At 47.8% G+C, this 22328-nt stretch carries 13 protein-coding genes; 3 read left to right on the top strand and 10 right to left on the bottom strand.

Features of this window, described 5'->3' with window-relative positions:
• Positions 1-44 precede the first annotated feature (44 nt).
• Positions 45-2141, top strand: coding sequence for a rhamnogalacturonan lyase family protein (locus JT717_RS07630; RefSeq protein ID WP_205509604.1), 2097 nt, complete (start codon positions 45-47; stop codon positions 2139-2141).
• A gap of 222 nt (positions 2142-2363) precedes the next feature.
• On the opposite strand, the gene JT717_RS07635 is transcribed toward JT717_RS07630, so the two are convergent.
• The 5 genes from JT717_RS07635 to JT717_RS07655 all read right to left on the bottom strand — a co-directional run bounded on the left by JT717_RS07635 (position 2364) and on the right by JT717_RS07655 (position 9018).
• Positions 2364-3380 (bottom strand): pectate lyase family protein, encoded by a 1017-nt coding sequence (locus tag JT717_RS07635; RefSeq protein ID WP_205509605.1) that lies wholly within the window; start codon positions 3378-3380, stop codon positions 2364-2366.
• Between the two features lie 430 nt (positions 3381-3810).
• Positions 3811-4794 (bottom strand): GlxA family transcriptional regulator, encoded by a 984-nt coding sequence (locus JT717_RS07640; protein WP_205509606.1) that lies wholly within the window; start codon positions 4792-4794, stop codon positions 3811-3813.
• Between the two features lie 172 nt (positions 4795-4966).
• The gene (locus tag JT717_RS07645) at positions 4967-6055 is read right to left on the bottom strand and encodes a glycoside hydrolase family 43 protein (RefSeq protein ID WP_205509607.1); all 1089 of its coding nucleotides are present in this window, start codon (positions 6053-6055) and stop codon (positions 4967-4969) included.
• 30 nt (positions 6056-6085) lie between these two features.
• Positions 6086-8839: a beta-galactosidase GalB gene (gene galB, locus JT717_RS07650; RefSeq protein ID WP_205509608.1), complete on the bottom strand. Its 2754-nt coding sequence runs from the start codon at positions 8837-8839 to the stop codon at positions 6086-6088.
• The gene (locus JT717_RS07655; protein WP_205509609.1) at positions 8830-9018 is read right to left on the bottom strand and encodes a hypothetical protein; all 189 of its coding nucleotides are present in this window, start codon (positions 9016-9018) and stop codon (positions 8830-8832) included. Before JT717_RS07655 ends, galB begins: the two co-directional genes overlap by 10 nt.
• Before the next feature lie 382 nt (positions 9019-9400).
• On the opposite strand from JT717_RS07655, the gene JT717_RS07660 reads away from it, so the two are divergent.
• Positions 9401-10867 (top strand): RICIN domain-containing protein, encoded by a 1467-nt coding sequence (locus JT717_RS07660; RefSeq protein WP_205509610.1) that lies wholly within the window; start codon positions 9401-9403, stop codon positions 10865-10867.
• A 116-nt stretch (positions 10868-10983) separates the two neighbouring features.
• A complete protein-coding gene (locus tag JT717_RS07665; RefSeq protein WP_205509611.1) occupies positions 10984-11664 on the top strand; it encodes a hypothetical protein in 681 nt (226 codons plus the stop codon).
• A 148-nt stretch (positions 11665-11812) separates the two neighbouring features.
• Here JT717_RS07665 and JT717_RS07670 read toward each other — a convergent pair whose 3' ends face one another.
• From JT717_RS07670 to JT717_RS07690, 5 genes are all read right to left on the bottom strand, one after another.
• Positions 11813-14974, bottom strand: a complete 3162-nt coding sequence (locus JT717_RS07670; RefSeq protein WP_205509612.1) for an efflux RND transporter permease subunit — start codon at positions 14972-14974, stop codon at positions 11813-11815.
• A 25-nt stretch (positions 14975-14999) separates the two neighbouring features.
• The gene (locus JT717_RS07675; protein ID WP_205509613.1) at positions 15000-16085 is read right to left on the bottom strand and encodes an efflux RND transporter periplasmic adaptor subunit; all 1086 of its coding nucleotides are present in this window, start codon (positions 16083-16085) and stop codon (positions 15000-15002) included.
• 217 nt (positions 16086-16302) lie between these two features.
• Positions 16303-18738 (bottom strand): TonB-dependent receptor, encoded by a 2436-nt coding sequence (locus JT717_RS07680; RefSeq protein ID WP_205509614.1) that lies wholly within the window; start codon positions 18736-18738, stop codon positions 16303-16305.
• 150 nt (positions 18739-18888) lie between these two features.
• The gene (gene bla, locus JT717_RS07685) at positions 18889-19755 is read right to left on the bottom strand and encodes a subclass B3 metallo-beta-lactamase (RefSeq protein ID WP_439650910.1); all 867 of its coding nucleotides are present in this window, start codon (positions 19753-19755) and stop codon (positions 18889-18891) included.
• A 128-nt stretch (positions 19756-19883) separates the two neighbouring features.
• Positions 19884-22307: a glycoside hydrolase family 2 TIM barrel-domain containing protein gene (locus tag JT717_RS07690; RefSeq protein WP_205509616.1), complete on the bottom strand. Its 2424-nt coding sequence runs from the start codon at positions 22305-22307 to the stop codon at positions 19884-19886.
• Between the last annotated feature and the right edge of the window lie 21 nt (positions 22308-22328).

A 22328-nucleotide genomic window follows, 5' to 3' on the forward strand; every position in this document is an offset into this window, starting at 1 on the left:
TGTGATCACTGTCAGATTCATTCACCATTTAAACGATTGTTCATATGAAAAAAACAAGATCCTTAATAACAGCCTGCCTGTTATTACTGGCAACGCATGCCGTTGCCCAACGGGTCATGGAAAGACTCGATCGCGGCGTAGTTGCCGTAAGAACCGGTAACAGTGTTTTTATCAGCTGGCGTTTACTGGGTTTAGACCCGCAGAACATTGGCTTCAATCTTTATCGCTCGGCCAATGGTGCCGCTGCTGTCAAACTGAATACATCGGTCTTGACCGGGGGAACGAACTATACCGACAATTCCGCCAATTTAACCGTGCGTAATGCCTACTATGTTCGGCCGGTAGTAAACGGAGCCGAGCAGGCAGCCAGTTTATCGTATACGCTTATTGCCAATGCAGCCGACAAACCCTGCTTTACCGTACCCCTGCGCACCGGCAGCCTTATTCATTTTGTTTGGGTGGGCGACCTGGACGGTGATGGCGAATATGACTATGTGGTAGACCGCCTCGACTGGAATGGCGGTGGTTGTAAAATAGAAGCATATAAACGCGACGGTACTTTTTTGTGGGATGTAGATTATGGACCCAATAGTGTGAATATGGATAATATCTCGCCAGGTTCTGCCGCCATCGATGTAGGTAACTGGGATGGTGTAACTGTTTATGACCTTGACCTCGATGGAAAAGCAGAAGTGATCACTAAAATTGCCAATGGTGTACGCTTTGGTGATGGCTCAACCTGGAGCAACAGCAGCAATACGCGGCAATGGCTCGCTATTCTGAACGGACAAACAGGGGCGCTCAAAAGTTATGTGACCATACCACAGGATTACAGCAGTGCTGGTTCCCTGGCCGGCAGCCTGGGCATCGGTTACCTGGATGGCGCTACACCGAGTGTGATCGGCAAGTTCAAGAACAGGAATGCAGACGGTTCTTTTAACCTTATGGTATGTGCCTTTAAATATGCAGGCAACAATACGACCCTGCAATGGAAATGGCTCAGGGGTTCTTCTAATGCAGCAGATGGCCACCAGATCAGGATCATAGATGTTGATGGAAATGGTACCGATGAGATCTGTGATATCGGGTATTGCCTCAATGGCAATGGAACATTACGCTATTCACTGGGCGCGCAGGGCATTGTTCATGGCGACCGCACGCATATTGGCAAATTCGATCGTAACAGGGCCGGTATGCAGGGCTATGGTGTGCAGCAAAACAATCCCAGCGGATTGCTGGAATATTACTATGACGCCAATACCGGTTCAGTGCTGTGGAAACATATGGGAGCGGTGAGTGATGTAGGCCGTGGCGCTGCCGGCGATATTGATCCCCGTTATAATGGATTTGAAGTATGGTCTTTCTCGGGCGTATATAATGCGCCGGGCAATACTAAGTTAACGGATGAACCGGCAAGGCCTTATCCGAATTTCCGCCTCTGGTGGGACGGGGATCTGCTCAGTGAGAACCTCAATGATGAAAAGATCGAAAAATGGAATTATACGGCTTCTACTGTTTCCCGCCTCGTCACCATGTGGAATTTCGATGGGGCGGGGGGCAGTGATCGCGGGGCGCCTATGTTCTATGGAGATATCCTGGGCGACTGGCGCGAGGAAGTGATACTGGTTACAGACAATTATTCAAAGCTCGTAGTATTTACTACCAATGTGCCAACCAGTACCAGGCTTTACACGCTGGCGCATAACCCGGCTTACCGCAATTGCATGACGATAAAAGGGTATATGCAGTCGCACCACACGGATTATTATTTAGGCAACGGCATGAGCACGCCGCCGGCCCCCAATATCAGTTATGCTGGAACGCCCATGGCTGCAGCCGGGATCGCCTCTGTTGCCACAGCAGCCGATGCCGCCCTTGCCAAAGGATTTGAGATCAGTCCAAACCCGGTAGGCGAAACGTTTATAAATCTCCAGTGGCAAACAGCAGAAAAAGCAGATCATGTATTTACGATCACCAACGGGCATGGACAGATGTTATTTGAAAAGAAACTGGGAATGATGCCGGCAGGGCAGTTCAATACCCGCATAAATATCAGTAAAGCGAAATTAGCACCAGGAACTTATATCGGCAGCCTTCGTTCTGCCGGCAGCATTCAATCGAAAGTGTTTGTAAAACTTTAGGTATAGCAGCAGTTGTGCGTCATTTTTACAAGGTGAGAAACGAGACTGACCGGTTGTAAAATGATGAACAAGCCAGGGTTATCATAATAGCATTCTTTGGGATCATCATTGGGTTTTTACCCGGAGCTCTTCCCGGAGAATTCCCTGGTGGCAGCCGATACAAGACAGTAAGCCGCTCATGAATTTCGTGAGCGGCTTACTCTTTTAATCGGTTATTACCTTTTACCGGTTACCCGCGCCTCCGCTTACGGTGCTGGGAACCGTACTTCCCGCGTTCATCGAGTAAGAATAGGGAGGGGTGAAGACACTTGAGTTAGGCGCCCAGGTTGGAATGCTGGTGCCGGAAAATACGTTGCCGCTGTTCCAGCTGATCCTGCCCTGTGCGCTGCTGCTGCTGTAATTGGCCCATGCACGCGCCTGATTCTGGAAATAGCAGTTCTCCACCTTGATCTGGCTTTCATTGCCAACACCAATGCAATAATTGCTGCCAGCGGCCGCATAATAATTATTGTAGCAGTGCACCTGGCCGAATCGTACACGCGGCATTCTTTCCACACAACCGGCATCATACCAGTTATGGTGCATGGTCACATGCAGTTTGCCCCGGTCACCGGTAGCATCATCGCCATTGCCAATTAAGTTCACGAACTTATGTGAGCTTTGGCTGGCATAGCGGAAACGGCACCAGGATACGGTAACATTGTCTGAAGCCCGAACGATATCACACTCGCCATCCGAGCAATCGGTAAACGTACATTTATGTACGAATACGCGGGTGCTTCCCGAGATCTCTATGCCGTCTCCCGTACCTGCACCCGATGGATTGGTGATATTCAGGTTTTGAATAATTACATTGCTTACGCCGGAAAGCCGCAGGCAACCGATGATACCGGAGCTGGAATTTGCGCCGATAATCGTTTTATTCGACTTTACATTAACCTGGCTGGACCCAAGATTCAGATTACCCGAGACTGTAATGAGTTGACTGGTGCTCGATTCGGCCGCAGTTCTGAAAGCGGCTGCTGTAGTAACGGTGATCGGTGTTGTTCCACCCGTTGTGCCGGCTGCAAAGCCGTTGGCGGTAGCAACCGTGAAGTCTGATGAGGGTGCCCGCTCGGGGCCGGCAGTTTCATCAGTGGGTGCGGTTGCAGTATCATTTTTGTTGCAGCCTGCGATCAGCAGGCAGGAAAAGACGGCGCCGCTTATAAGCGCGCCGATCGGTGGCATTGTTTTTTTCATAATGGCAATCGTGTTTTAAAGATGAATGTAACTGTTTATAATAGAGCGCTCTAAGCAATAGGTATCTGTCTCTGCCTACAGGTGGCAGTGATGTTCATGAATTAAATCGTTATGATCTTCTGTCTGGGGAATGTGAGCAGCTAACGGTGAATGATCATCAGGCTGTTTGCGTGTACCCGGCTACGTATTAATATTTTTCTGCTGCCTTTCTGTGTCTATAAAGTTAACTTGGTTTTTTTCGTTTGCGGAACCGGGATAGTGTTTTTATTTACGCAATCGTTCCCGGACTAACGGTGCATATATCCCAAATAAAAAACAGGTGTGCCATCAGTTATTAAGAGATGACACACCTGCCTGATAAAATAAATGTCCTTGTTACACTGTATGAGCCTGTACCTCAGCTGGTATAAGCCGGGATTTGTATATCTTCTCAGGCTAGCTTCCCTTCTTTATTGTATTTGGCCTTATAATCCAGCGGCGATAAACCGGTGATCCTTTTAAAGACTTCCCGGAAGGCTTTGTCGTCTGAGTACCCTACTTCGCTCATGACCTCAAAAACTGTTTTGCGGCCATTTTCGAGAGCGCGTTTGGCAACTTCTACTTTTACGCGTTGCAGGTATTCCACGGGGGTATTACCGGTAGCTTTAATAAAGCGCCTGTCGAAATTTCTCCGGCTTACAGCCAGTTTGGTGGCCAGCTCTTCAAAGGAGATCTTCTCGGTCATGTTCTTTTCGATGAATGTTTGCGCCTGGGTCACCACATCGTCGCCATGATTCTTTTGTATCTGAAAAATTAAGAAGGGTGATTGTGAGGTTCTTTCAATATCTATCTGGAAGATCTTTGAACAGAAGATAGCCGTTTGGCGGTTAAAGTATTTCTCTACCAGAAAAAGCACCAGGTTCAGAAAGGAGAAGGCGCCGCCATTGGAGTAGATGCCTGGTTCTTCTGCGATCAGTTTATCGATGTGTAAGTCGATATTGGGAAAGAGCCGCCTGAAATCGGATGCTACATTCCAGTGGGTAGAGCAGGTCTTTCCATCGAGCAGGCCGGTAGCGGCCAGCAGGAAAGCGCCGGAACAAATGCTGGCAATTTCAGCGCCGTTTTTATACTGATCCCTGATCCAGTCGATCATTGCTTTATTATCTTCCAGCAGGTTGTCGAAATTTTCATTGGCAATCGAAGGAATGATCACCAGGTCGGCTTTTTTAATTTGCTGCAGCGGTATTGGGTGTATAGAGAACAGGCCATGCTCCAATTGTAGTTCCTGCTCAAAACCTGCCACCTGCACCTTCATCATCGATTTGTTGCCCAGCCTTTGCCAGTAGGCATTGGCCCTGGTAAGGATCTCGTAAGTGCCGGCGACACTGCTCAGATTGACATAGGTGTTTGGAACAAGTATGATCACCTGCTTCATGGTATAAGTTTGCTATAAAGGTACTGGATTAGTTTGTCCAGATCAACCCGGCAGTTTGTCTATTTTGCACCCCATGAGAGGTCAGATCATAAGATCACAGTTCAAAGTTTGATTTGCGAAGCCGGGGCTGCATAAACTTTGAACTGTGAACTTTGAAGTGTTAAATGTTAGCTCATTTTTGCGAATGGATCGTTTGTATACTTCCATCTGCATTATAGGTGAGCGGCGCCACTTTTACATTGCGTAAATGCGTTTTGCCGGAGAGCTGTACATCGTGATAGAACAAATACCATTTGCCATCTTTCTCAATGATGCTGTGGTGATTCGTCCAGCCCTCAACCGGTGCGAGTAACACGCCGCGGTAAGTGAAGGGGCCGTAGGGGCTGTCGCCCGTTGCATAACAAATGTTATGGGTGTCGCCGGTGGAGTAGGAGAAATAATACTTGCCATTGTATTTATGCATCCAGGCCGCTTCGAAGAAGCGTTTGTCGTTGTCCTTTTCTTTGAACAGGTTGCCGGCGCTGTCGACGATCCTGATCTCTTTTACAGGTTCCGCAAAACTTTTCATATCTGCCCCCAGTTTGGCTACCCTTGGTAAGATGGCCAGCTGGTCTCCCTGTTTTAATTTGCCGGCGCTGTCGTATTTATTCTTTTCCCAGCGTTGCAATTGTCCGCCCCAGATACCCCCAAAATACATGTAAAACGAACCGTTATCGTCTTTAAATACACAGGGATCGATGCTATAGCTGCCTTTGATCGGCTCTTTTTCAGGGGTAAAAGGACCTTCGGGGTTTTTGGCCGTAGCAACGCCAATTTTAAAGACATCGTTCTTGTCCTTCAATGGAAAATACAGGTAATAGGTGCCGTTGGCAAAAGCGGCATCCGGCGCCCATAACTGGCGGCCGGCCCAGGGGATATCCTTCACGTGCAGGGCAACACCATGATCGGTTACCTTTCCACCCACGGAATCCATGGAAAGGACATGATAATCCATCATATTGAAATGGTCGCCATTGTCGTTTTCCGGCGTGCCGGTGGCCGTATCGTGCGAAGGATAAATGTATATGCGGCCATTAAATACATGCGCCGAAGGATCGGCTGTATAAATATGCGATACCAGTGGCTGCGATAGATACTTGTTGCCGGTTGTTCCCTTGTTTACCTCGCTTGAATCGCTTGTTGGCGCCTGGCCGCTTCCTGCATCATTGCAACTGCAGATGGCAGCTACCGCAGATGCCAGTAAAAAGACGTTTTTGATCATATTGTCAGTGTTTATATTGTTATTATGGTTCTAATGGCTTGTAATGGTTATGGTGGCTGATGATAATCCCTCTGCCGAAGCCCTTATAATGATCGTACCCGTTGATCCGCTTATTCCGCTTATTATTGCCAATGCCAGGCCGTTGAAGGCATTTCTTTCTTTCGATGGAAATGGTTCCAGGCTGGCCGCATCCCCGTTATCGGTGGCTACCAATTCACCTGCGCCGCTAACCTCAAAACTTATCAGTTGGGCTGCTTCGGGCACCAGCCTGCCATGGGCATCCAGCACTTTCACGGTGATAAACGACAGGTCTTTGCTGTTTGCTTTAATGACTGTTCTATCTGCTTCCAGCTGCAGACGGGTAGCGGCGCCGGCTGTTTGTACGGTGTCATTCGCCCAGGGTTTGCCGTTCTTATACGTTACTACATGTACAATACCAGGCTCATATATTACGCTGTCCCAGCGAAGCCGGTATTCGAATGGCGCTTTCTTTTTTCGGCCTAATGACTTTTCGTTTACAAACAGTTCAGCTTCCTCGCCCGATGTAAACACATGTACGGGTGTTATTTTACCAATGCGACCAGGCCATGTCCAGTGGGGCAGAAGATGCGCCATGGGCAGATCGGAACGCCAGCGGGATTGATACAGGTAGAAGCGGTCTTTTTTAAATCCGGCCAGATCTACAATGCCGGAATAGGAACTGCGCGCTGAATAATAGGGGGTTGGTTCGCCCAAATAATCCCAGCCCGACCAAACAAATTCACCGGCAACATAGGGATGTTTGTCCTGCGAAGCAAAGACCTTATCGGGGGAGGCGCCGAAAGCAGCGCTATACAATTCATAAGCGCTTATGAATTTATTTACCGGATCACCGCCGGTGCTATCGCTCACCGGTGCGCTAATGCCATTGTATACCGGGAATAGATAGGTGCCGCGTGAGCTTAATGCCGACGCGGTTTCACTGCTAAAGATCAGTTTACCGGGAAATTTGCTATGGAATGCAGGGTATAACGGGGATGTTCTGATGCCCTTCAGGTGTGCATAAGCCGGTGCATCCCGGATGCCTTCGCCCTGGTAATTCAGGCTGAGGATGTCCATCTGGCGCGGAAACGGCATATCGGGTTTGGCATAGTTCATTGAGGCCGTGGCAGGCCGGGTATCATCTTCTTCACGAACGATGTTGTAAAGTTTTCTGGCTATGGCAGCGCCCGTGTCTTTGGTATATTGTTCGCCCACTTCGTTGCCAAAGCTCCAGGCAAAGATCGATGGATGATTGCGGTCGCGCCGGATAAATGCACGGGTATCGGCTTCATACCAATCAGGGAAGATCAGGTGAAAATCATGCGGTGTCTTTTTTCTTTCCCAGCTGTCGAAGATCTCATCGATCACCAGGAAGCCCATACTGTCGGTAAGATCGAGCAGTTCAGGCGCCGGTGGATTATGCGACAGCCGGATGGCATTACAGCCCATCTCCCGCAGGATTTCCAATTGTCTTTCTGCGGCGCGGGTATTGAAGGCAGCGCCTAATGCGCCCAGGTCGTGGTGCTGGTTAACGCCCTGGATACGCAGGGCTCTGCCATTTACAAATAAACCTTTTTCCGCATCGAATGCCAGGGAACGGATGCCGAATCGGGTCTCATATTCATCAACGGTTTTGCCATTGACCATTAAGCGGGTAACAGCCAGGTATAAGTTGGGATGCTGTAATGGCGGCGGGCCCCACAACACGGGATCTTTTATGATAAGGGAATTGGTAACCGGCAGTTGTTTGCCGGCCGCGATGGTATTGGTTGCACGCGGAAATGTTGCCACTTTATCTCCTTTTAAACCGGTGCCTGAATCAATAATAAAAATATCGGTCACCACTTCTACCCGCTGATCGGTGCTGGCATTGTTCTTCACATGAACCGTCAGAGCAACAGTTGCCGAGGAGACAGATACATTGCTTGTTTTAATGAAGCTGCCCCATTGCGCTACGTGTACCGGTGCTACCTTGGTGAGCCACACATTGCGGTAAAGGCCGCCACCCGGGTACCAGCGGGCGGAATTCGCGGGATTATCCAACCGGATGGCTAACTGGTTATCACTGCCCGGTTGCAGGTAAGGCGTGAGGTCTAGGCGGAATGAATTATAGCCATAGGGCCAGCCACCGATCAGTTTGCCGTTGAGCCAAACCATGGCATAGGACATGGCGCCGTCTATATCAAGGTAAATGGTCTTACCCTTATCTGTAGCCGGAATATTCAGTTTACGGCGATACCAGGCTACGCCCGGACTGGGTAAGCGGCCCATACCACCGCCCACTTCAGCAGCTTCGCCTTTGTAGAAAGGGCCCTTGATGGCCCAGTCATGCGGCAGGTTAACCGACTCCCAACCGGCATCATTGAAACTGTTTTGTACAAAAGGAAAATGACTGCCCGGATTACCTGCCGGCCGTTTATGATGTTTGTTTGCGTCTTTGATAAAATCATTGGCAGTAGGCAGGATCCAGCGCTTTAAGACCTTTGATGATGCCGTGGGTACAAGCGCTTCTGTTGGTTTTGCATCTGCCACCACATTGTCGTTCCTGTCGGTAACTGCGGGCCGCAGATCGTATATCAGCGTGTCAGGTGCCGAGCTGTATTTCATGAACTTCCAACCATCATTGATCAGGATCCGTTCCCGGGTACTGCTATTTTTAGCTGACTGGCTTTTACCGGTAGTTACCAGGCCAAAATGCAGTAGCGTGCAGACACCGATGAGCCGGCCCGGAAAACGAAAAAAGGCTGCTGGCATTAACCGCATGGATACATGTTTTTGTTGATAGTCGTATTGGCTGCGGCCAGGCGATGATCTGTGTCCTCCATAATTGCCGGCGATTGTTGAAGCAGGAAGATCTTATCTGGAAACAGATCAGGCTGAATGGCTTTTGAAGCAGGAAACAGCCTTGCTTTTTTGATCGCAAAATGTGCAGCAGCTTTCATACAGCAGTTGTATTGTTCAAATGCTTAATTGTTGTCAATCGTTCATAGCTCAAAGGCTATCCGGCAAACGAAAGTAGCTATTTTCAGCAAAAATGTAACCGATTACAAGAGATTTTCATTTTTGGTATGTAAGTGCATGGTTCAATGATTTACAATCGTTTGGGAAAGGCAGATCCCTGTTGATACTATTTTCATCAAAACTGGTAATAAATTAATCAAAAAGCAGCTGTTGGGGCTTGGTGGAACGATGTTGGAGATGGCCGGTCCCTGCACTTAGATTCGTTTTCACCCCCCTTCTTATATGATTTTCTCCCCCATGCACGCTTTCACCGCCGGTTAATTTTATACATCCTTACAATTAACCTTCATAAAAACGATTGCAATGAAACAACTATTAACCTTATTTGGCTTTGTGCTGGCAATGGCCTGTACAAAAAAGCAAAGCGCATCCACCAGCGAAACGCAAGCCTCATCACCCGAACGGCTGCTGCTGACCGTTAATGCCACCAACAATTTCAAAGGCGTGAACTGGGCTGACCCCGCCGATAATTTCAAAGATGACCTCGTTGTGGTGAGCGGACTGGCATCTACCGACAATTACGCTACGGTGCAATCAAAAGCGGGCAGTATATTGACAGCTTTCCAGGAAAGAGGCGCCAATACCGTCCGCCTGCCTGTGAATCCGCCGACTGTGTCACAGTCATGGTGGAATGCTTATACCGGCGCCATTGACCTGGCTGCAAGCCGGGGCATGAACGTTATACTTGCTTACTGGGAAGGCAGCAGCTCCCGGGACGGTTTGGTTGATAATAGCACCCAGTTCTGGAATATGTGGCAGACGATCGTTAACAAGTATGGTTCCAACAGCCGTATTTATTTTGAGCCCTTTAATGAACCGCATGGCTACAGCGCAGCTGACCTCAATAACCTGTATGCAAGCTGGTTGAATAATTATCCCGCTGTTCCGCGTGGGCGCATTATACTCGACGGCCAGGGATATGCGCAAAACGTAAATGTGGTAGGGGCGGATAGCCGCTTAAGCAGCTGCCTGTTGTCGTATCACAATTATACCTGGTTCGACAATAATAAGACCACTACCGGCGACTGGGTAGCAGCCATTCAGTCCATTGCTTATCCCGACAGGACCATTGTAACAGAGTTCGGTATTCCCATGACCAATGGAAAAAATTATTTGGGTGCACCCGGTACTGATCGGGAGATCGCTTATTTCCAGGGAATGACGCAAGGCATACTGGCCCGCTCTATGGGCTGTATCTATTGGCCCGGACTGCGAAATGGCGATTCCTATAGTTTACTTACGCTGAACGGCAGCTCTTTGACGACCAACAATGCATCCGGCTTATCGCGTTTACAATATGCCTGGGGCAATGCTTCCATCGCACTTCCAAATGGCAGCTTTAATAGTTCGGCCTGGTACCGCATCGTTTGCCGGCAAAGTAATAAAGCGCTGGATGTAAACGGTTCTTCCACGGCCAATGGCGGCGCCATTGTGCAATGGGATTACTGGGGCGGAAATAACCAGCAATGGAAGATCACCAACCTGGGAAATGGATATTTCAGCATCATTAACCGGAACAGCAACAAGGCGCTTGACGTAAATGGCGCATCTACCGCTGCAGGCGCCGGCATTATACAATGGGATTATACCGGTGGCAACAACCAACAATGGCGGATCGTAGATATGGGATTTGGGTATTACGAGATCATTAACCGCAACAGCAACCAGTCGCTTGACGTAAATGGCGGTTCTACCGCAAATGGCGCTTCAGCCATCCAATGGTATTACAACGGCGGCCGTAACCAGCAATGGCAGATCGTACAATTATAACTGGTTCGCCCAATGATTTCCGCTTTCCTGAAAGGTCGCAGTCACAAAGCGAAAAATAATCATAGAATAATAAACCAATATATACTATCTGTTCGTTTCTATGGAAACCAAAATCCATGACCCTGGAACAGGTAATCAGTGACATTAACCGGGAATTGCGGGCGCAGCTGGAAAAATATCATTGCGTTCACGGACAGCTTCATTATCAGGCGCCTTCCATGGTGTCGCTGAATGGCACCAGGAAAGATGGGAAACCGGTCCTGATCTGGCAAAACACATCCCGCTTACCCTACCTGCTGTCATTGTATGTTGAGCAATTGCCGGGTTGCGGCGGTCTTAGCATTGACATAGATCTGACTGCAGACCGCTTTGAATACAAAGCTGTGTCGATGGCGCAGTTAAAGCAGGCTGAAAAAGACCGGGAAGAACAGGAGCTTGCAGATGAAAAGCAGCGCCGGCAGGAGTACCGGAAAATGCTGCAACAGCAAACCGAAAGCTATGGGATTGCGCTGGCAGCTGCAGTAGCCGAGGCCCTGACGCATAATTCAATCGGTTATGGCCATCGCGATTATTGTGGCATGGGCCTGGAGTTTCGCGATGGAATCTATTACTATGGTGAATTGTGGGATGGTTTTATGATGGAACCCACCCTGCAATGGCCATCGAAGCAGGATTTTGTAGAATGGCTGGCTCAACAGTCTGATGCTTCCCTGGCCCGGCTCGAAGCCGCTGATGCTTTTTACTGGGGCAATCAAACGATCACCCGAAAACGACTATTGGAATTGCTTAACGCTTAATGCTGAACGCCGAACGCAAATGGCTGTCGGATGGATCTCCTTCGATAAGTTTACGCACGCGAGTTATAAATAAAAGCGAGTGGCTGGTAGAAAATGGCTAACAGGAATGTATCCCACCAGCCACTCGCTACCAGCCACTGGCTATTTACTATTCACTCATCTGTTCCGTTAATGGATTCTCCTCTTCATTCTTTACCAGTTGTTTTTTTTCAGCCAGTTTGCCAAAGATGTAATAGAGGCCGGGTATAATCAATACGCCGAATACCGTCCCGAATAACATCCCGCCGGCAGAAGCCGTTCCAATGGTCCTGTTGCCCATTGCGCCGGGACCATGGGCAAATACCAATGGGATCAATCCGGCAATAAAGGCGAAAGAGGTCATCAGGATGGGGCGGAACCGGACCCTGGCGCCTTCCATTGCCGCTTTCAATACCGAAGCGCCCTCCCGGTGTTTTTGCACGGCAAATTCCACGATCAGAACCGCATTTTTACCCAACAGTCCGATCAGCATTACCATCGCTACCTGTGCATAGATGTTATTCTCAAGGCCCAAACCATTCAAAAAAAGAAAAGAGCCGAAAATACCGGTAGGTAATGATAGGATCACCGCTAATGGCAAAATAAAGCTTTCGTATTGCGCTGACAGGATCAGGTATACGAAACCAAGACAAATAAGAAAGATATAGATCGCCTGGTTACCCTGCGCTACTTCGTCTTTCGAAATGCCGGCCCAATCGATGCCGAATCCCCGGGGCAGTGTTTTTTGCGCCACTTCCGTGATGGCCTTAATGGCCTCACCGCTGCTGTGCCCGGGAGCGGCAGCGCCGCTGATCTGCGATGAATTGTACATATTGTGACGGGTGATCTCTGATAAACCATACACTTTCTCCATTTTCATAAAAGCGGAGAAAGGCACCATCTCATCTTTGTTATTCTTTACATACAGCTTCAGGATATCTTCCGGTAGGGCCCGGTATTGCGGCGCCGCCTGCACCATCACCTTATATGGCCGGCCGAAGCGGATAAAGCTGATCTCATAATTACTTCCCACGAGGGTGGAAAGGGTGTTCATGGCATTTTCAATGGTAACCCCTTTTTGCTGCGCAATATCATTGTCGACCCGAAGCAGATATTGCGGAAAGCTGGAACTGTAAAAACTGAACACTGATGACAATTCCTTTCGTTTGCTGAGTGCTGCAACAAATTCACTGCTTACCGTTTCCATCTTTTTATAATCGCCGGATCCTGCCTTGTCGAGCAGGCGCAATTCAAAACCACCGGCGGCGCCATAACCCGGCACAGCAGGCGGTTGAAAGAATTCTATATTAGCGCCGGTTATATCCTTTGATCTTTCTTCCAGTTCCTTAATGATCTCCTGCACCGAATGCTTCCGTTCTTCCCAATTCTTTAAATTGATGAGACAGGTGCCGGTATTGGCGCCGGTACCTTCGGATAGGATCTCATAACCCGCCAGGGCTGAAACAGACTGGATGCCGTCAATGCCCTCAGCGATCTTTTGTAATTTTTCTGCCACTTGATTGGTACGCTCCAGGGATGAACCGGGTGGCGTTTGAATGATGGCATAGAACATACCCTGGTCTTCTGTGGGAATGAAACCCGATGGCACCTGGCCGTTCAGGTACCAGATGCCCGCGCAAAAAACGCCTAATACGAGAAAGGTGAGCAATCGCCTGCTTACAATAATACCCAGTATCTGCATGTATTTACCCTGGCCGCGGCCAAATGCGTTGTTGAAGCCGTCGAGGAAACGGCTGACAGGTGTTTTCTTCCTTTGTTTACCATGATTGTTCTTTAAGATCATGGCGCAAAGGGCCGGTGTGAGGGTAAGCGCCACCACACCCGACAAAATAATGGCTGTAGCCATAGTGATTGAAAACTGCCGGTAGAAAATGCCTACGGGTCCGCTCATAAATGCTACCGGAATAAATACAGCCGCCATGAGGAATGTAATGGCAATGATCGCTCCGCTGATCTCATGCATGGCTTTCTGCGTAGCCTGTAAGGGCGACAAATGTTCCTCTTCCATTTTGGCATGCACCGCCTCAATCACTACAATGGCATCGTCTACAACCACGCCGATCGCCATGACCAACGCAAACAGCGTTATCAGGTTCAGCGTAATATTGAAGAATTGCATGAACATGAATGTTCCGATCAACGACACCGGTACGGCCATGGCCGGGATCAGTGTTGAACGCCAGTCGCCCAGGAAGAGGAATACCACTATGCCCACGAGTATAAACGCTTCCACCAGGGTATGGATCACTTTGTCGATAGATGCGTCGAGAAATTTGGAAACGTCGTAACTGATCTCGTAATTCATTCCTTTGGGAAAGGAGCTGGCCTTTATCTCTTTGAGCTTCTCCTTTACATTTTTGATCACCTGGCTGGCATTGCTGCCGTAGGATTGTTTCAATACAATGGCTGCAGAAGCTTTGCCATTGAGGCTGGAATAAATATCATACATCGAGCTGCCGAACTCGATATCCGCCACATCTTTCAATCGCAATATTTCACCGTTGGGATTCGATCGTAACACAACATTCTCATATTGTTCTTTTGTATTGAACCGGCCTGTATATTTCAAAACGTATTCAAATGATTGGGACCGTTTACCGGAGCTTTCACCGGTTTTACCGGGCGACGCTTCGAGGCTTTGTGAGCTCAGCGCCTCCATCACCTCATCGGCCGAGATCTTGTAGGCCAGCATCCTGTCTGGTTTCAGCCAGATGCGCATGGAATATTCGCGGTTACCAAGAATATCGGCGAAACCAACACCGTCTACCCGCTTCAATTCAGATAACACATTTATATCGGCGAAATTGAACAGGAATTTCTGATCGGTATTGGGATCGTCGCTATAAAGGTTCACGTACATCAGCATATTGCTTTCTTCGCGCGTGATCTTAACGCCTTCCCGGACAACCAGGGGCGGCAGCTTGTTCACCACCGAAGCAACACGGTTCTGTACGTTGAGCGATGCTACATTGGGATCGGTGCCCAGGTTAAATACTACCTGTATATTGGCTTCGCCGTCGTTTCCGGCGTCGGATGTCATGTACTTTAAACCCGGAACTCCATTAATGGCCCGTTCAAGCGGAATGATCACCGATTTGATCATCAACTCACCATTGGCGCCCGGATAATCTGCAGTTACATTTACCTTGGGTGGCGATATGGCCGGAAATTGGGTTACGGGTAACCCGATGATGGCCAGCACACCCAGAAAAACTATAATGAGTGAGATAACAATTGACAGTACCGGCCTTTGTATAAACTTATTGAACATTCTTGCAGGATTAGATATTGAATTACTATTCTGCCTTCAGTCGCAGGTGGTTGATCACTTCTTCCGGTCGCTGGTATTCATAGGCGATCTTATCATCGTCCTTCACTTTCTGAACACCTTCAAGCAGGATCCTTTCATCAGCAGAAAGTCCGCCGCTCACTACATACAGATCAGGTAACTGACCACTAACGCTGATATTCCGCGATCTAACCACATTATTCCTGTCTATGACAAATACATACTTCTTGTCCTGGATTTCGTAAGTCGTTTTTTGCGGAATGACCAACGCTTTGGAAACAGGTATCGTCATCAACACTTTACCGGTTTCACCGTGTTTTAACAGCCTGTCGGGATTTGGAAACTTTGCGCGGAAGGCAATATTGCCGGTTTCATTATCGAATTCACTTTCGATGGTTTCAACAACACCTTTATAGGGAAGGGGACGGTTATTGGCTAAGAGCAGGTTTACCTTGCTTTTGTTTAGATGGCCCCTGGTATTCGCCTGGTACTCGAGGTATTCGGGTTCCGATACATTAAAATAAGCGAACATTTCGCTATTGTCTGAGAGGCTGGTGAGCAGTTCACCTTCATCGATCAGGCTGCCCAATTTTTTAGGAATGCGGTCGATGGTGCCGTCGAATGGGGCCCTGATCTCGGTAAAGGACAGGTGCAGTTTTGCCAACGCCATTTCAGCCTTTGCCTGATCGAGTTTCGCCTCGGCCATGGCCTGTTCATTTTTAGAGACGATATTTTTTTCGGCCAGGGACCTTGCATTCTGCAGTTCTATTTCTGCCGCTTTGGTTTCCGCCTGTGTTTTCAGCACCTCTGCTTCGTATACTTTAGGCATTATCCTGAATAACAATTGGCCTGCTTTTACAAACTGGCCTTCATCAACGTAAATGTTTTGCAGAAAACCTTTTTCCTGTGCCCTGATCTCGATGTTCCTGACAGACCGGATCTGTGAAACATATTCCTTCGTAAAGGAGGTGTCAATTACTGCCGGACTGGTAACTGTATACTTACCGGGTTCTTCTTTTTCTTCTTTGGCAGATTTACAGCCGGTCTGGCATAAGAATGCCACCAGGCTTGTGAACAAGACAGTACGCTTCATGATAAAAAATGGGTGATTATTCGGTTTCCAATAGCGGGCTATAACCTCGGTTAGGTTATAAGCGGCTTTGCGCTCATCTGCAAACAAAACTAGGGAAAGTTTGAGCGCAGCAAAGCAGAAACGGGCTCATTAGCAATTCAACAACATAATTTGTTGCCCTGAACTGTATATATACGCCGTTCTTTATGCGAAACAGCCCGCTTTTGTTATCCGCTTGTTAATTGCCAGCAGGCGATGCCGGTTTGTTGAGCAGATCGTCGTTACTGACACCTTTCTTTTTAGATACACTTTCTGTGAGCTTTCCAAAATTCCAGGTGAGGGCCAGTACACCGGCGCGCCGGGGAGGAGTTGTGATATTCGTGTTATAAAAGTTCTTGTCTTTGGTGATGCTCCTGAAGTCACGCGTTCTTTCGTAATAGTTCACGGCTCTTAAAGAAATGAGGAGTTTGTCTTTGAAGACCTTATAGTTGAATGAAACGTTGTGCCAGGGATTTAACGGATAGTTAGTTTGGATAGACCTGATCTCCTGCCATAAACCAAAAAAGCTGCTCACGGTAAATTTTTCGGTGAACTTATAACTGGTGCTCAGGTTGAAATTGCCGCCAAAACCGTTGTTTGATTGAGAAGCATCTGCATTGTTTGTGACCCTGGCATACCGGAGGGAGCCATTCACATTCAAATTCCATTTTGGCGTGATCTTCGTACTGAAATTCAGGTTCACTCCTGCAGTATATTCCTTTCCAATGTTCAGGCTGGTGGTAGTAGTAATACCGGTTTGGGGATCAAAGCTGGCATACCGCAGGATCTTATTGCCGCTATAACTTCCTTCGAGATTGATGCCGGCAAATGTTTTGCCATCGCTATACCGGAATTGTGCTGAAAGCGCATGCATTGTTTGCGGGCCCAGATCCGGATTGCCGGTTGAGATATTAAGCGAGTCGTTGTTATTTACAAATGGGTTCAGGTCATTAATGAATGGCCTTTGCAATCTTTTTGTATAAGCAAGCACCAGTGTGAGGTCCTTACTTAGCTTATTCGTAAATTGAATATTCGGGAGCAGGGTAGTATAATTATTTTTGACGTTTGTTTTTGATACCACAAAGTCTCCATTTATATTGGTGTATTCAACCCGGGCGCCCACCCGAACACTTGATCTTTTGACTTTAAAATTGTACATGCCGTACACACTGAGTACATCCTGGGCATATTTGAAATAATCTGTATTGGATAAATTCGTTTTATAGTTCTCCGTTTCTCCATATTTGATCTGGCTTTGAAAGTCAGAACTCGCACGGCGTAAGATGGCTTTCAATCCACCTTCCAGCTTTCCTGTTTTGCTGACCGGGATGCTGTTATCGGCCTGGATGGTATATTGATTGTTCACGGCATAACTGTTATTGATCAGGTAACGGTCTGTACCGGGGTTATCCTGGAAACTGCTAAGCCTGGAATCCGTTTTACCGAATTCTCCCAGGAAGCGAAGGCTGAACTCCCTTTCTTTATTGCGCTTGAACTTTTTTATATAATCACTGCCCACATTCACACCGGGATTTTTGCTGATATTGTTCAACTGATAATTGCTCACTATTGAAGGGTCATTCAAAAAATCTGTGGTGATGGTTTGGTTGCTCACCGTTTTCTGTGACCAGCTGTCAATATTGGTATACAAACTGATGGTGTTCAGGCTATCCGCTTCAAAACTTAATTCTGCATTCCCAAAGCTCCAGTCTTCACTGGCGTATTGTCCGCCGTCGAGGGTTCTTTTAGTATATACGTTTTGCGCAGTTGGAATGGTAATATTGGTATTATGCTGCTGAACAGGATCTGAGAAGCCCCGGTTAAAGAAAACGCTGAGGCCGAACTTGCCAACTTTTGCGTTTCCGTTCAATGCCAAATTGTGCACCTTGTCGCTTGTTCTTGAGAAAGTGGAAAGTGAACCATTATAGCCAACTACTTTTTTCTTTGTGATAATATTGATCAGTCCGCCTATGCCTTCACCGTCGTATTTGGCAGATGGGGTAGTTATTACTTCTATTTTCGAAATGAGTGTGCCGGGAAATGCTCTTAAAGCTTCTTTGATATTCCGGGCAAACATGGAAGTTTCCCTGCCATTCAACAGCACCTTAAAATTTGATTTTCCATTCACCTTTATATTATCTTCCCCATCTATTGTAATAAACGGTGTTTTTCGCAGGATGTCGATGGCTGTTTCCGTTTTGTTGGCCGGGTCATCTTCCACATTTAATACGACCTTATCGTCTGATTGCTCTACCATCGGGCGCTGAGCCCTTACTACGACATCTTGTAAAAGGCCTGCCGTTTTGGATAAGACGACAGGATCGAGTTGTATGTCGCCACTCAGCGCAGTCACAGAAATATCGATCTTTTTTTCTACATAACCGGTGTGGGTGATCGAGAGCAGGTACTGGCCGGTATCTGGCTTATTTAACAGGAAGGCGCCCTGTTCATTTGTTAAAACCGTTTGCAGGGGCTTCGTGTTATTTAATTTAAAAAGACGTACGGTTGTAAAAGCAAGCGGTTTACTGCTGTCTGCCACGGTTCCTGATAACTTGCTAATTGTTTGGGAAAACAAATAGCCGGGCATAATGAATGAACATGCCGGCAGAATGACAAACAGGACAATTTTCTTCATGAATGGTTGGTTGGGCTAACGCATGCAAGATTAACGAATATATTCGTAGAGGGTGGTGTTAAATATGATGAGCGGCGGATCTTACGAGTTGTTAGCATAAAAAAGCCCATCCGGCCAAAGGCGGACAGGCTCTTACGATCTTATTAATTGCTACTGTTGCTCCTTTAATTTCAGGTAATTTGCTTCTATGGCTGATAAACTTTTGTCATATCCATCCCGGTTAGCGAAAGTTTCAGGGTTATAAGGATCACCCGCTTTTCTTTTTTCATGCAGTTTGAACTGGCTGGCATGAGAGGCTACCCAAAGATCGAATGTTATTTTTTTCATTGCGTCCAGGGTATAGGCAAAATCCTTGCTGATATCCGGGTAACCAGGCATGCCCGTCATCTTCGTATCGGGCAAAATGGTGGGGATATTTGCAATTAGTACCGTGTAATTTTTCTTTTCGTCGTTTACGGTAACAAGGTAACTGCAGGAGCCTTGTGTATGTCCGGGATGATGTAACAATTCGAGCCTGGTTCCGCCTAAACTGATGGTATCATGGTCTTTCAACAATCTATCTGCTTTTACAGGCAGGAACAACATACCCTTTCCGCCCATATAATAATCGGAATTGCCGCCGTCTGCCAGCACTTTCGCATCTTTTTCATTGACCCACATCTTTGCTTTGGTTTGTTTTTTTATGTCGGCCATGCCCGCCACATGATCAAAGTGCGCCTGGGTGGTAAGCAGGATCCTGATGTCAGAAAATTGAAAGCCCAGCTGCTCTATGCTTTTCCTGATCAGCGGTACCGACTCTGCCAGGCCGGTATTAATAAGTATATGTCCTTTGGGGGTGGCGATCAGGTAACAGGCGAGGTCATAGGTGCCAACATAATACAGGTTGCCCGCAATACGGAATGGTTCTGTGGGTTCATTCCAGCTTTTATCATTCATTGGTAATGGCCTTAGCTTTTGCGCAAGGGTCAATGAATGTGCGATCAATACCAGGAGAGCAGTTATTACAAATTTTCTTATCATTTGAGTACTGTTTGACAGGTTTGTAAAATTGCGTCATTTAAACAAAATTCAGACCATAAAAATGATAAAGGTGTGCCTTCCGCCTGAGAGCGGATGACACACCTTTATTTCTAGCTGTCACTTGCTCAGTTAAATTTCAGGACCACCGCTTGTAACCCGGGTGATTCCAGTTTCACCTCATACGCGCCGCCTTTGGCAGGTGGCTGCACATACACGATCAGTTGGCCCTGTCTTGCTTTGCGTGTACTGGCTTTATAATCGCCCACATCGTTCGCGTCGCTGTTCTCTATGCCCAGGAAGCTCGCTTTGTTGGTAACGCTTACGGTTATGGCGTTATCTGCGGCGTACACTTTATGACCTTTTTCGTCGGTAAGAAAAATGGCTATTTGTTGTACACCGGTCCGTCGATCGATCAGGGGGTCTTTATACACTTCTGCCTTAATCATTTTTACCGCACCGGTAGTGTTAAGCACATCTTTTACCACTTCTTTTCCGTTGGTATATCCTCTAACAACCAGTTGGCCCGGATGATATACGGTATTCCAGAACAGCATCCGGTTCTTTGCTCCGGCCATTGATCTTTTGCCCAATGACTGGCCGTTCAGGAATAATTCGGCTTCGTCACAATTAGTAAAACAGTTCACGCGAATGGAGTCGCCATCGACGCCGTTCCAGGCAGGCGCTGCCTGCCGGTGACTCCAGATGCCGTTGTCCTCCGATTTTGGAATTGAGGTTGTGCCTATGTAGATCATCGGTTTTGTCGTCCAGATGCTTTGCCGGAAATAGTATTCCGGTTTGGGGAATCCGCCGAGGTCCAGGAGGCCTGCCTGGTTGCTGCGGTTAGGCCAGGCGCCTGCTTCACCGAGATAATCGACACCTGTCCATAAATATTGACCTGCCACATAGCTATTGCTTTCAACTGCATGCCACGCGCTGAGCCGCATACCATTCTCACTGTCGTAAATGACGCGATCGGGATAATTTTTATGGTCCTCGGCAAAGCGGTACTCCTGGTAGTTATAACCAACGATATCCAGGTTGCCGGGATAAGTGGTGGTATTCGACATGACCACACCGGCCAATGCCGCCGTTATGGGGCGGGTGGTATCGTATTGTTTCGCTACCTGCACCAGGTGTTTAGATATTTCACCTAACCGGGCAGCCGGTGGATGCGTGGAGTCGTAACCCCGGCCATAGATCTGCGGGTTGTTACCAGAGTTCAGGATCTCATGCGTGTACGGATCATTGGGATAGTCTATTTCATTGCCGATGCTCCACATAATGATCGAAGGGCGGTTCCGGTTGCGTAAGATCATATCGCGGAGATCCTGGTCGGCCCAGGCTGCAAAATCAGTATTGTAACCATCCTTGCCCGGCTGCCCTTTGTTCCAGCCCTGGATCCATTTGTTCTTGCCAACTTCCCATTCGTCAAAGGCTTCATCCATCACTACAAAACCCATTTCATCGCAGAGGCGGTATAAATAATCTGCATGCGGATTATGGCTCAGGCGAATGGAATTGCATCCGGCTGCTTTGAGGGTACGGAATCTTCTGATCCATACTTCCTGCGGCACCGCCACGCCCAGTACGCCGGCATCATCATGTATACATACGCCAAGCAGTTTGGTGTTCACTTCATTGAGGAAAAAACCATTGTTGGCATCATACCGGATCGAGCGAATGCCTACCTTATCCGTCCATTCATCCGTTTTTTGTCCGCCTGAAAAAAGGGTCACTTTCAAAGTGTACAAATACGGGTTTGCGATCGACCACAATACGGGGTTGGCAATGGCAAACGTACAGTTTGCCTCTGTAGCGGCGTTGGTGTCGGCGGTAATTTGTTGTTGTGCAGTAGCTACCGGTTTGCCGTTTTTGTCGGTAAGGGTACATTGTACCGTCACTGCTTTGCCTGTACTTGTGTTATTGACAACTGAAACATTTACCCTGGCATTGGCTTTTGCTGCGGAAACAAGCGGCGTACTGAATGCTACGCCCCATTGGTCAATATGCACTGGATTGGTTGCAATGAGGTAAACATTGCGATAAATGCCCGAACCAGTGTACCATCTTGAATCGGCAAAACTGCTATGATCTACTTTAACAGCTACTGTATTCTTAGCGCCGGGTTGAAGATACCTGGTGAGCTCATACTGAAAAGGAATGAACCCATTTGGCCGCTTTCCCAGGTAATGTCCATTGATCCATACCTCGCTGTTCTTATACACGCCATCGAAGTAAATGTAAAGTTGTTTGCCGGTCATAGTCGGTGGCACGGTAAAGGTTTTGCGGTACCAGCCGATGCCGCCGGGTAAATAACCGGTGCCGCTGGCCCATTCCTTACTGAAGGGGCCTTCAATACCCCAGTCGTGCGGCAGGTTCAGCGTGCGCCAGCCGGCATCACTAAACGCCGGTTGCGCTGCGCCTGACTGCTCGCCTTTTTGAAATTTCCAATCTGCATTGAACAAAACCTGTTGTCTGACACCCTGAGCCGGCAACAGAACCGGCGCCAGGAGAAAGAATAAAATAAAATAATTTAGCTTTCGCTTCATATAGCACAGTTTAAAAATAAT

This window comes from Longitalea arenae (assembly GCF_016924755.1).
Lineage (GTDB): Bacteria > Bacteroidota > Bacteroidia > Chitinophagales > Chitinophagaceae > Niastella > Niastella arenae.